An 11,949-nucleotide genomic window follows, 5' to 3' on the forward strand; every position below is an offset into this window, starting at 1 on the left:
CAAAGGATAGCTGCAATGGCCGACAAGGAAACGCAGGGCACGCTGACCATGGACCGGAACCTCGCGCTTGAACTGGTGCGGGTGACGGAGGCGGCGGCGCTCGCGGCTTCGCGCCTGATGGGACGCGGTGACGAGAAAGAAGCGGATCAGGCTGCCGTGGACGCCATGCGGAACGCGCTGAACAATCTCGATATCGACGGCACCGTTGTGATCGGCGAGGGCGAGCGCGACGAGGCCCCGATGCTCTATATCGGCGAGAAGGTCGGCAAGGGCGGTCCGAAGATCGATATCGCGCTCGATCCGCTCGAAGGTACCACCATCACCGCCAAGGGCGGCCCGAATGCGCTCGCGGTCGTGGCAATGGCCAACGAGGGCGGCTTCCTGAATTCGCCGGACGTCTACATGGACAAGATCGCTGTCGGTGGCGATCTGCCCGAGGGCGTGGTCGATCTCGACAACACGGTCCTCGAGAACCTGACGAACCTCGCCAAGGCGAAAAAGATGGAGATCGAGGATCTCGTGGTCTGCATCCTCGACCGTCCGCGCCATAGCGAGCTTATTGCTCAGGTCCGTGCGGCCGGCGCCCGTATCATGCTGATCTCCGACGGCGACGTCTCCGGTGTCATTGCGACCTCGCAGCCGATGAGCGGCGTCGACATGTATATGGGTTCGGGCGGGGCGCCGGAAGGTGTCCTGGCGGCGGCGGCTCTGCGCTGCATCGGCGGCCAGATGCAGGGGCGTCTCCTGTTCCGCAACGACGACGAGAAGGGCCGGGCGCATCGTCTCGGGATCACCGATCTCGACCGGAAATACGGCCTGCTGGATCTCGCCAGCGGCGACGTCATGTTCGCGGCAACGGGTGTAACCACCGGCACCATGCTGCGCGGCGTCCGCAAATATCCGGGCGGGGCGTTCACGCACTCGATTGTCATGCGTTCCAAGACAGGCACGGTTCGCACCATCGAGGCGCAGCATGACTGGACTCGCAAGTCCGCCGAGACCGGCTTCGATCCGAACTGACGGCCGTGAAAAGCTTTCTCGGCGTCGAACGGTCCTTCACCGGCAAACGCTGGGTGCCGCGGCATGGCACAAATCCCGAGACCGAGCGGATCGGTCTCGCGATCGCTCAGCGCTTCGGCTTTCCGGAGCTGGTCGGCCGCCTGATCGCGGCCCGCCAAATCGGTCTCGACGAGGTCGAGAGCTACCTTGATCCGACCCTGAAATCCCTGATGCCGGACCCCGGCATGCTACAGGACATGACGGCCTGTATTGCGCGTCTCGAACGCGCGATTCGGGACGGCGAGCGGATCGCGGTCTTCTCCGATTACGATGTGGACGGAGCGACGTCCGCCGCGATCCTGATCCGCTACCTGCGCTGGATTGGCGTCGATCCGCTGCTCTATGTCCCGGACAGGGTGAGCGAAGGCTACGGCCCGAACACGCCCGCGCTTCTCAAGCTGAAGGAGCAGGGCGCCAAGCTGATCGTTACACTGGATTGCGGCGTGACGGCATACGAGCCGTTGAGCGCCGCCGCCGCTGCGGGACTCGATGTCGTCGTCGTAGACCATCACATGGCGGAGCCGGAGCTGCCGAAAGCAGTCGCCGTGGTCAATCCGAACCGGATCGACGAGGACGGCACGCTCGGCCATCTCGCCGCCTGCGGCGTCACTTTCCTCGTTACGGTCGCGCTCAACCGGGCTCTGCGCGAGAACGGCTATTTCTCCGGCAAGCGGGAGCCGAACCTGCTCCATCTGCTTGATCTGGTTGCGCTAGGCACGGTCTGCGACGTGGTGCCGCTGAAGGGACTGAATCGCGCCTTCGTCATCCAGGGGCTGAAGGTCATGGCGCAGCGCGGCAACAAGGGAATCGTCGCGCTTTCCGACGTAGCCGGGGTCGATGCCCGGCCCGAGCCCTATCATCTCGGCTACGTGCTCGGCCCGAGGGTGAACGCCGGTGGTCGGATCGGACAGAGCGATCTCGGCGCGCGCTTGCTGTTGACGGACTCGGAGGCCGAAGCCAGCAGTCTTGCCGCCGAGCTGGAGCGCTTCAATGCCGAGCGCCGTGAGGTCGAGGCGAATGTTCTGGCGGAAGCCGAAGCGCTCGCGGCCGATCAGCCGGAAGAACTGCCGGCGGTGGTGGTCGCGGGCGAGGGCTGGCATCCGGGGGTTATCGGCATTGTTGCCGGCCGCCTCAAGGAGCGCTTCAACCGTCCGGCCTGTGTCATCGCGTTGGAGAACGGGATCGGAAAGGGATCGGGACGGTCCGTTCCGGGCGTCTCCCTCGGTCCTGCGGTCATTGCGGCGCATCAGGCGGGGCTCCTGCTCGCCGGTGGCGGTCATGCCATGGCGGCGGGGTTCACGATCGAAGCGGATAAGCTGGACGCGTTCCGGGGGTTTCTCGGCGAGCGGATCCATAGTGAGCTCGAAGGAGAGCCGCTTGTGCCGACGCTCTCGGTCGACGCGCCTCTTGCGGCGGGCGGCGCCAGCCGGGAACTCGCGGATACGATCCAGAAAGTCGGGCCGTTCGGAGCAGGGAATTCCGAGCCGCGTTTCGTGCTGAGCGACGTCCGTGTCGTCGATGTGCGCGAGGTCGGCACGGGTCATGTCCGCTGCTTCTTCGCGGGTGCGGACGGGAAGAAGGTCAAAGGCATCGCTTTCCGGGCGCTGGAAGGCGATCTCGGGCCCGCCCTGATGAAGAGTTCCGGCAGGCCGATCCATGTCGCGGGGCATCTTCGGCCCGATGACTGGAACGGCCGCAGCGACGTGCAGATCCTGATCGACGACGCGGCCGAGGTCGGTTGAAAAAAGAAACGGCGCCCTCCGGGGCGCCGTTCTTCGTTCGATGTCGGGATCTCAGTGGATCGCGATCGGTGCGCCCATTGAGCCTGTCGCGCCGGTGATGGGGGCCGGCGAGTAGACATAGGCGAATTGGTAGACGCCCGCTGCCGACAGCTCCGAAAGCTTCAGGTTCTCCTGATTGACGATACCGTGCCGGGTCTGCAGGAAGGTGTGGACGCAGAAGACGCAGCCCGGATCCGGGTTCGGAACCGCGTCGACCGGCCATGTGTCGCCCCCGGTGACGCCGGCCTTCACATCCTCGGCGATCCAGCGGGCGACTTCCATGCCGATGCCCGGGCAGCCGTCATTGTATACGGCGGGATTGTCCCAGTGCTTCTCCCAGCCGGTGCGGAAGATGATCGCGTCGCCCTCGGCGAACTCGAAGCCTTCCATGCCCTGCTTCTTCAAGGCGGCCCGGACATCCTCCATGGTGATGACCTCGCCTTTCTGCATCGAGTCGACACCGCGAACGGCCGCGATATCGAGCATGATGCCGCGGGCAATGATCGGATGCAGCTTCTCGGTCCCGAGTTTCACGAGGCCGTAGGGCGTGATCATTTCCTCGGCGGTGATGCCGTTGTACCAGCGCATCTCGCTTTTATTGCCGCCCTTACCGATATTGACGCCGATATGGCCGAGCCCGTCGAACTGGGTGCCGACCTGGCCGATTTCGGTCGCGAGGAACTCGTCGTTCCACATGACCTGGTTTCCGCCGAAGGCACCACCGGTCGGCGCGCCGGGAATCCGGAGCGTGAACTTACGGGCGCCGAAGAGCGGCATGTCGGCGGTATAGGGATGACCGATCTTGAAGGCCTTGCCGGTCTTGACCTGCGCCATGGCCCGCATGATGACTTCCGGCTTCGTGTACCAGTTGGTCGACCCGGCTTCGTCGCCCGCTCCCCAGAGCGGATTCGGCCACCATTTGGCGCCGAGCGGCGTCTCCATTTTGTCGCCGTCGACCCATGGCTTGCCGGCGCAGTCCTGCCAGTTCTCCGCCGTGCATTCCGCCTTGCCGGTGCCGGCGAAAGCCAGCGTTCCCGCAAGGGCGAGCGCTGCGATCCCAAAGGATTTCATGAATTCCTCCCGTGTTATCAGACGGCTCTGGTTGATTTTATGGAGCGGCCGTTTTAGCTCCGTGTGCTGATTATTTCGACTTTTGCCGGAACTTCAAAACGGATTTCTCTCCGGTCGCGCGAGCGGAAAATCTGCGCTTGATTTCCAAAGGGGGGTCGAGTACACCAACGCCTCGCTCGACGACGACCCCTTCGTCTAGAGGCCTAGGACACCGCCCTTTCACGGCGGCAACACGGGTTCGAATCCCGTAGGGGTCGCCACTTACCTCGGTGTGTCGCGCGTATGGCGGTCCATGACCGCTGCCGACGACCCCTTCGTCTAGAGGCCTAGGACACCGCCCTTTCACGGCGGCAACACGGGTTCGAATCCCGTAGGGGTCGCCACTTCGTCCGAACACGAGTACTTCGAACCGGGTTGCTTGCGGGCGCACTGCGCTCGTGACACACTCGAACAAAAGGCCCCTTCGTCTAGCGGTTAGGACGCGGCCCTCTCACGGCTGAAACACGGGTTCGAGTCCCGTAGGGGTCACCAGTTTTTCGACTGGTCCAGAAACCTTTTCAACTTTATCGGCGCCTTGTGGGACACCACCTTAAGCGGATGACGCAAGGGGAGGGTTCGATGCTGAAGCGTGCGGCGATTTTGCTGGCAGGCGCGGTTCTGGTTTCCGCGGCGGCGCGGGCGGGGGACATGCAGCCCGAGGGGCCGAGCGGTCTGACGGCGCAGACCGGGGGAACGGCGAAGAGCTTCATGGTCGCTGCCGCCAATCCTTTCGCCGCCGATGCCGGCTACGAAATCCTGAAACGTGGCGGCAGTGCCACCGATGCTGCGGTTGCCGTGCAGATGATGTTGAATCTGGTCGAGCCGCAATCCTCGGGCATCGGTGGCGGAGCGTTTCTCGTTCACTGGGACGCGAAGAGCGCAAAACTCAGCACTTATGATGGCCGCGAGACGGCGCCGATGGCCGCCGGGTCCGATTATTTCCTGAAGCCGGACGGCTCGAAGAAAGGCTTCTGGGAGGCAGTGAACGGTGCGGGCTCTGTCGGCGTGCCGGGAACCGTCGCAATGCTGGAGATGGTGCACGAGGCGCATGGGCGGCTTCCCTGGGGCGTTCTGTTCCGTTCCGCAATCGACCGGGCGCGCGCCGGTTTCGAGATTTCTCCGCGTCTCGCCGGGGCGATCGTCGGGGCGGCAAAGCGCGGTCTGCCGGATCACGAGGCCACACGGGCCTACTTCTTTGCGGCGGACGGCACACCGAAACCGGCCGGTACTCTGCTGAAAAACCCGGAATTCGCGGCGAGCCTCGAAGCGATCGCAGCGGACGGTGCAGAAGCGTTCTATGCGGGAGCCATAGCGGAGCGGATCCTCGCAGCCCTCGCGACCACGCCGGACAATCCGAACCCGATGACATCCGCAGATCTCGCGGCATACCGGGCTAAGGAGCGGGAGCCGGTCTGTATCGACTATCGCGGATACGATGTCTGCGGCGTGGGGCCGCCGAGCTCGGGAGCGCTGACGGTCGGGCAGATCCTTGGCATGCTCAGGCATTTCGACCTCGAAGCCGCAGGTCCGGGACCTGAGGCGGCGCATCTCTTCGCCGAGGCCTCAAAGCTCGCCTATGCGGACCGGGCGCTCTTTATGGCGGATCTCGATTATGTCGAAATGCCGATGCGCGGCCTGCTGGACCCGCACTACTTGCGGGCGCGCGCCGCATTGATCAGTGCCCGCGCGGCGATGAACAAGGCGGAGGCCGGGACGCCGCCCTTCACACAGCGGGGCGATCTCTCACCCGACCTTCAGCCCGAGCGGGCCGGCACCAGCCATTTCGTCATCGTCGACGGCGACGGAAACGCCGTATCGATGACGACCACCATCGAGACCGGGTTCGGCAGCCGACTGATGGCCGGGGGCTTCCTGCTGAACAATGAACTCACGGATTTCTCTTTCCTTCCCGAGAAGGACGGCAAGCCGGTCGCGAACCGGATCGAGGGCGGAAAGCGCCCGCGCAGTTCCATGGCGCCGACCATTGTCCTCAGGGACGGCAAGCCTGTAATTCTCATTGGCTCGCCCGGAGGCAGCCGCATCATTCCCTATGTCGCCTGGGCGCTGATCGGGATGATCGACTGGGGGATGAGCCCGCAGGACGCGGTCAATCTCGGCCATGTCAGCAATCGGAACGGGGCGACGGACCTGGAAGAAGGAACGGCGGTCGCGGATTGGGCGGCGGCTCTGGAGGCGAAGGGCCACGAGGTGAAAATACGCTCAATGAATTCCGGCCTCCATGCCATCCGGATCGACGCGAACCGGCTCGTCGGCGGGGCCGATCCGCGGCGCGAGGGGACGGTGCGCGGCGATTAAGCGATCACCAGTAGACCGGATAGCGCTTCCCCGGCCGCAGATTGTTGAAAATCAGCGCGACCGCGACGATCAGAAGCGCGCCGGCCAGCACCGGGGTCACCAGAAAGCCGAAATCGGGACGCAGCAGGAAGACCACGATGGGATCCGCGCCCGCCGGCGCATGGCCGGTCCCGGTCCATTGCATCGCCGCGACGGCGAGGCCGACCGCGAGCGCCATCGTCGGCCATCCGGGGCCGAGCAATGTAAGGATGGCGAGTCCGACGCCGGAGGCGACCAGATGCCCGAGCACGATGTTCCGCGGCTGGGCAAGCGGGCTTTCCGGCACCGCAAAAGCAAGGAAACAGGACGCGCCGAACGGTGCCATCATCAGCTCCGCCGAGAACAGCTCCGAGAGTCCGGCCGTGGCCGCGATCGCGATCGCCGCGCCGATGCCGCAGATCAGCGCGGGCAAGGCTTCCGCCGGAGCGGGACGCGTGCCGGCTCCGGACATTTTCCGGATCAGTTTCAGCATTCGCAAACCCCATCCGTCCGTCCCGACAGCATCAGTTCCAGATGACAGATTCGCTCTTCCAGCGGGCGTACGCGTGCCTTGATGTCCGCCTCGGTGAAGCGCGGCTCGATATGCTGCGGGCAGTTCCAGTCGAAGGCCTCGACGGTCAGCACGATCGCCCGCTCGACCCGTGCGCGGTAGTCGGGCATTTCGAGTTTCGCGACCAAGTCCGGGGCCTCGTCACGGTGCACGATCCGCGCGCGGGCCCAGATCTTCAGCCGCCGGCGGTTCGCATAGTCCATCAGGATCAGCGAGACCCGGTCATTGCCGTTCATGTTGCCGACGCTGAGATACTGGCGGTTTCCGCGAAAGTCCGCGTAACCGATGGTCCGCTCGTCGAGCACTTTCAAGAACCCGGCAGGACCTCCCCGGTATTGGACATAGGGCCAGCCGGTTTCCGAAACCGTCGCCTGGTAGAAACCGTCGCGCTCCGTAATGAAGGCGGCTTCGTTCGAGCTCAGGCTCGTGGCTTCGGTCGCCGCGCCGTCCAGGCGGCTGTAGGCCGCGCGGCTGCCGTAACGGGTCTGCGCTTCGCGAACGGCCGGTGTGAAGCTTATCTGGGCAAAGTTTCCGGACATGACTCTCTCTTCTTCCCGGTTTTCGTGGCGGGGCGGGAGCGGGCGGGGCGGCCCGCTCCCTTGGGGCCTCAGGCCGCGCGCGCGGTCAGCGCGACCTTCGGGAAGTCGATGTCGATCTCGGTCGACTTGGCGAGGATGTTGGTCAGCAGGTTCATGCCCACATGCACGACAATCTCGACGATCTCGGCATCGGAGTAGCCGGCATCGCGCACGGCGTTGAACTCTGACGCGGTCAGCGCACCCCTGTTTCTGTTGAGGGCAAGGGCGAAGCGGACGGCCGCCGCCGCCCTGTCGTCGGTCGAACCGCCGTCGCGGTTCGCCGCCATGTCGGCGTCGGTGAGGCCCGTCTTACGGCCGATGGCGGTATGGGCGGAGAGGCAGTACTGGCAAGCGTTCTCGTCCGCGAGCGCGATGGCGATCCGCTCCCGCGTCTGAGCGTCGAGCGCGCCGTCACCGGCGACGGCGTGCAAGCCGAGGAAGGAATTCAGGGCAACCGGGGACTGCGCCAGGACGGCGAGGAAATTCGGCACCATTCCGAGCTTGCTTTTGATGGCATCGAGCAGGGCCGCCTGTTTGGCGCTGGCGGTGTCCGCGGTGACTTTGGCGATGCGAGCCATGATCTGGTCCTTTCTGGCCGGGCGGGTGAGGAGGGGAGGTCAGTTGTTGCCCGGCACCGGATAGATGGATGCTTTCGCTCATCGGATGAATGTGTGTAGTTTGGAAGAAATAATTCCGATAAATGGAATAAAGTATGGACCGATTCCGCGAATTGCAGGTTTTCGTGAAAGTCGCCGAAGAGGGCGGTTTTGCCGCTGCGGCCCGCGCTCTGGCAATGTCGCCGCCGGCGGTCACTCGGGCCGTTTCGGCCCTTGAGGAACGACTTCAGTCGAGGTTGCTGGTGCGCACCACGCGGACCGTCCGTCTGACGGAAAGCGGCAGAAGGTTGCTGGATGACGGACGCTCGGTGCTTTCCGCTCTGGAAGAGGCTGAGAATCAGGCACGCGGCGCCCGTCAGGTTCCGCGGGGGCATCTGAGGATCACGGCTCCGGCACTGTTCGGCTGCTATGTCGTGGCGCCGGCGCTCGGAGCTTTCCTCCAGGCGCATGACGAGGTCACGGCCGAGACGCTGTTCGTCGATCGCGTGGTAAATGTGATCGAAGAGGGGCTGGACGTCGCTGTTCGGATCGGCGAGCTGCCAGACTCATCCCTTTCCGCGATCCGTGTCGGCAGCGTCTGCCGTGTCGTCGCCGGGGCGCCGGCCTATTTCGAGGCACATGGGATGCCCATGCATCCGAGCGACCTGCACGCGCACCGCCTGATCAACCCGCTGGCCTTCGGCCGCAAGGTCGCCTGGAATTTCCGGGATGACGGCAAGGATCTTTTGATAGAGGCCCCTTCGAGGCTCTCGCTCAACACGAACGATGCGATCCTGGAGCTCATGCGGCGCGGCTGGGGTATATCCCGGCTGCTCTCCTATCAGGTTGCCCCAGGCGTCGCGCAGGGTGCGCTCCAGACCGTGCTCGACGCGTACCGTCCGCCTCCCGTGCCTGTCCATGTGGTGCATCCGGAAGGGCGGATCGCTTCTGCCAAGGTCCGCGCCTTTGTCGATTTCATGGTTGAGGAACTGCGCCAGAACGAGATCCTGCACATGCAGGGATGAGGCGCACGCACTCGGATTTGCAGCCAAGAAAGGGCCGGCGCTCTTTAAGTGAACAATGCCAAGGACCAAAGAACGGTGATATCGTCAGCTGTGTAAAGTTTGGAGGCGCCCATGTCCGTGACGACCGGCAAGTTCGGTGAAGATATCCGTAAAGAGCTCGAAGACGACTATCGCGTCTTCTACGTCACGGCCTGGGGCTATGCCGCAGATCACTATTTCGGCTGGTTGCCCAAAGCGCTCAACTCGCATAGGGAGATTTTCGCGCTTCTCGCGCATGAAGGGTCGCGTCCGAAGTATCTCAAAGAACGTCTTCGTAGTGAGCGGCCAGAGCTCGTCCCATTTACAGAGTTCTTGAACGACATGGGAATGACCTACGCTGCAATCGGTGATTGCTATTCCTATCGCGCGATGCAGTTTGCGCCTTTGCTATCCAATCCGACCTATTCCGGCATTCCTGTCGTTAATTTGCTGCGTCACCCTGTGGTTTGGCTGGAGTTCTATATTCGCTGGCGCGCTGGAAACATGCGAATGAGAGCCGGCGCGAGCGACCCATTGGCTCACGAATGGCGCGTTGCCAGTCATGCTCTGTTCAGGGCCCTCGGTCTCAAGGAGTACGATAAGAACGAGATCGATGTTTGGGCTGCTTATCAAGGGATGACCCAGCTTGGTGCGGTCCTGAGTGATCTGAACGCCGTTCAGAACCATGTGCCGATTGAGCAGATCATTGAGTCTCCCGAGCTGTTCCAAAAACTCGTGAGGCTTTTGACGAAAGAAAAGGTCATCTTCGAACAGGAGGATCTGGACAGAGCTTACGAAATGGTTCCGACCTTGTTTCCTGGCGAGGCGCCTGTGAATGCAAATCCGCGAACACTTTATGAAAGCTGGCCCGGGTGGAAAGTAGATGCCTTCCGGAAACTGGTCCGCTCAGAGGTCGCCGAGGTCTATCGGAGATTCGGCTACGACCTGTTTGACCTCGACAAGCCTGGCACATTGGTGTCCGTCAAACAGCCCGGACCTGACCTTTCGCGACCGATATTCGTATCATCTCTTATGAAGGCCGGGACTTGGTTAGTCCGCGGCATGCTGGAAGAGCTGACCGGACTCAAGCCCTACGAGCCGGAGATTCGGCCCGGACAACCAGATTATGCAGACGAGAGTCTTATCGATTTTCCAGCTGGTCATTTCTTCAGTTGGCACATGGTCCTGACGCCTCATGTAGAGGCTGTACTGCGCGGCGCTGGTGCACACAATTTCTTCATTGTACGGAATGTCTTCGATCTCATTCTCTCTATGTACAACCACCTGCAGAACGATGTTGACGCTGCGCTCGGCCGGTCAGTCGGTGGCGCTGGCTGCTTCAATGGAATTGAAGACGAGACTGCCATCGCAATGGTCATAAATGGATTCAGTGACAGGACACTGACTTGGCGTGGGCTTTCACCGCACCTGAAGCATATGGAGAGCCTTTTCCAAGCGGCATCGAAGGGACTCGGAACGCTGATCACCTACGAGGGAATTGTGGTCCAGAAATCAGAAGTCCTAAAACTGATGGCCGATCGCATTGGGCTCCAGCTGACAGATGACATGATCGCCCGCATCGAGGCGGAGACTTCAGTGGAGAAGATGCAGGAACGCGCGGTCGCCCGTGGCAACGAGGGGCATTTCCGATCCGAAAACCAACGGCAGCCGCGAAACATGATCACAGAAAACCATGTCAATATGGTTCGCTCTCTTTTGATTAGAGATGCACCAGAATTGGGCGGCCTCGTAGCTGGCGCCGGTTTGTCTTGGCTTCTCACGCCATTGGGAAGCAAATAATGTCTAAGATGGTAGAAATCGATTCCTAAAGGTGTCCATTGCGGACTTAAAATTGGCGCGTCCTGCTATTTCCGGTGGCGGGTGCTCGTGTATTCACTCGGACCATAATTATGAGTACCTGTGAATTTGTTTTATGCGCGCATTTTCTCAGATAAGGCCTACGTAATTTGATTCTGTCTCCGATCGCCGAGTGCAGGTTCCGGTGATCAATGATTATTTTTTGGAGGGAAATATGGGGCGTATCGTGGTCTTTGAATGTGTTGAAAAGCAAGAGGTGTTCATTTTGCTTTGAGGGTTTTATTTTTCATTAATGTTGTCAGAGAAAAAGGTGAATTTAATTTTGATAATTTGTTTGATTATGGTTTCAGTGTTTGGTTTTTTAGTTTTCTTTGATTTTCTTTGTATAATTTAATTCACTGATCAGTGATTGCATATGCGCCGGCGGCTGCGCTTCCACGTGCACCGGCGGCTTGCTCTGCTGCATCGGCAGGGTGAGGCTCCGGGAATGGAGCTGGAGCTGCTCGCCGGGCCGCCGCTCGCCGTAATGCGCGTCGCCGACGATCGGACATCCGATGGCTGCGAGATGCACGCGGATCTGGTGCGTGCGGCCGGTTCGCGGATAGCACTCGACGAGGGAGAGACCGCCGCCTTCGGCAAGAAGTTTGTAGTCCGTCACGCTTTCCTGGCCTGCGGGATCGACGAGCATGCGCCAGCCTTTACCTTTCGAGGAAACTTTCCGCAGGGCGAGCGCGATACGCCCTTCCGGCTGTTTCGGCACGCCGCGGGCGATGGCCCAATAGGTTTTCTCGACAAGGCCCTCGCGGAACAGTTTCCCGAGCTTTTTCAGCGCCTTCGGATGACGGCCCAGCACCAGGCAGCCACTGGTGTCGCGGTCGAGCCGATGGCCGAGGGCGGGGACGTGCCGCAGGCCGTATTGCAGGTGCTTGAAATGGGCCTCGAGATTGTCGCCGCCGCCGGGACCGGCATGGACCGGCAGGCCGGCCGGCTTATCCACGACAAGAATAAGCCCGTCCCGATGCAGCACCCGGTTCTGGATGTCCTCCGGCGTCATTCGCT

10 protein-coding genes and 3 tRNA genes are annotated in these 11,949 nt (G+C 62.1%); 8 read left to right on the top strand and 5 right to left on the bottom strand.

All coding sequences use genetic code 11. The features are described 5' to 3' along the window. Positions 1–48 precede the first annotated feature (48 nt). Complete coding sequence (gene glpX, locus NUH88_RS20960; protein ID WP_372743573.1) at positions 49–1,020, top strand: class II fructose-bisphosphatase; 972 nt, start codon at positions 49–51, stop codon at positions 1,018–1,020. Positions 1,021–1,025: 5 nt separating this feature from the next. After that, a complete protein-coding gene (recJ, locus tag NUH88_RS20965; protein WP_308220077.1) occupies positions 1,026–2,801 on the top strand; it encodes a single-stranded-DNA-specific exonuclease RecJ in 1,776 nt (591 codons plus the stop codon). 51 nt (positions 2,802–2,852) lie between these two features. Here recJ and NUH88_RS20970 read toward each other — a convergent pair whose 3' ends face one another. Then, on the bottom strand, positions 2,853–3,911 hold the full coding sequence (locus tag NUH88_RS20970; protein WP_257768727.1) for a cyclase family protein: 1,059 nt from the start codon (positions 3,909–3,911) through the stop codon (positions 2,853–2,855). 184 nt (positions 3,912–4,095) lie between these two features. Between NUH88_RS20970 and NUH88_RS20975 the strand changes: the two genes are divergently transcribed. The 4 genes from NUH88_RS20975 (at position 4,096) to ggt (ending at position 6,266) form a co-directional block, all read left to right on the top strand. Then, positions 4,096–4,171 (top strand) — tRNA-Glu (locus NUH88_RS20975). A gap of 47 nt (positions 4,172–4,218) precedes the next feature. Continuing rightward, positions 4,219–4,294, top strand: a tRNA-Glu gene (locus NUH88_RS20980). Positions 4,295–4,367: 73 nt separating this feature from the next. Further along, positions 4,368–4,442, top strand: a tRNA-Glu gene (locus tag NUH88_RS20985). 87 nt (positions 4,443–4,529) lie between these two features. Then, positions 4,530–6,266, top strand: a complete 1,737-nt coding sequence (gene ggt / locus NUH88_RS20990; protein WP_257768729.1) for a gamma-glutamyltransferase — start codon at positions 4,530–4,532, stop codon at positions 6,264–6,266. Positions 6,267–6,270: 4 nt separating this feature from the next. Here the strand turns inward: ggt and NUH88_RS20995 are convergent, their stop codons facing one another. The 3 genes from NUH88_RS20995 to NUH88_RS21005 form a co-directional block, all read right to left on the bottom strand. Then, positions 6,271–6,777 (bottom strand): HPP family protein, encoded by a 507-nt coding sequence (locus tag NUH88_RS20995; protein ID WP_257768731.1) that lies wholly within the window; start codon positions 6,775–6,777, stop codon positions 6,271–6,273. After that, the gene (locus NUH88_RS21000; RefSeq protein ID WP_257768732.1) at positions 6,771–7,394 is read right to left on the bottom strand and encodes a pyridoxamine 5'-phosphate oxidase family protein; all 624 of its coding nucleotides are present in this window, start codon (positions 7,392–7,394) and stop codon (positions 6,771–6,773) included. The genes NUH88_RS20995 and NUH88_RS21000 overlap by 7 nt, the downstream gene beginning before the upstream one ends. A 68-nt stretch (positions 7,395–7,462) precedes the next feature. Beyond that, on the bottom strand, positions 7,463–8,011 hold the full coding sequence (locus NUH88_RS21005; RefSeq protein WP_257768733.1) for a carboxymuconolactone decarboxylase family protein: 549 nt from the start codon (positions 8,009–8,011) through the stop codon (positions 7,463–7,465). A gap of 134 nt (positions 8,012–8,145) precedes the next feature. On the opposite strand from NUH88_RS21005, the gene NUH88_RS21010 reads away from it, so the two are divergent. Both NUH88_RS21010 and NUH88_RS21015 read left to right on the top strand, forming a co-directional pair. Next, positions 8,146–9,054: a LysR substrate-binding domain-containing protein gene (locus NUH88_RS21010; RefSeq protein WP_257768734.1), complete on the top strand. Its 909-nt coding sequence runs from the start codon at positions 8,146–8,148 to the stop codon at positions 9,052–9,054. A gap of 111 nt (positions 9,055–9,165) precedes the next feature. Then, positions 9,166–10,872, top strand: coding sequence for a sulfotransferase domain-containing protein (locus tag NUH88_RS21015; protein WP_257768735.1), 1,707 nt, complete (start codon positions 9,166–9,168; stop codon positions 10,870–10,872). Between the two features lie 379 nt (positions 10,873–11,251). Here NUH88_RS21015 and NUH88_RS21020 read toward each other — a convergent pair whose 3' ends face one another. Then, positions 11,252–11,944: an RluA family pseudouridine synthase gene (locus NUH88_RS21020; RefSeq protein WP_257768737.1), complete on the bottom strand. Its 693-nt coding sequence runs from the start codon at positions 11,942–11,944 to the stop codon at positions 11,252–11,254. Positions 11,945–11,949 lie beyond the last annotated feature (5 nt).

It is taken from the genome of Nisaea acidiphila (genome assembly GCF_024662015.1).
In the GTDB taxonomy this organism is placed as follows: Bacteria; Pseudomonadota; Alphaproteobacteria; order Thalassobaculales; family Thalassobaculaceae; genus Nisaea; species Nisaea acidiphila.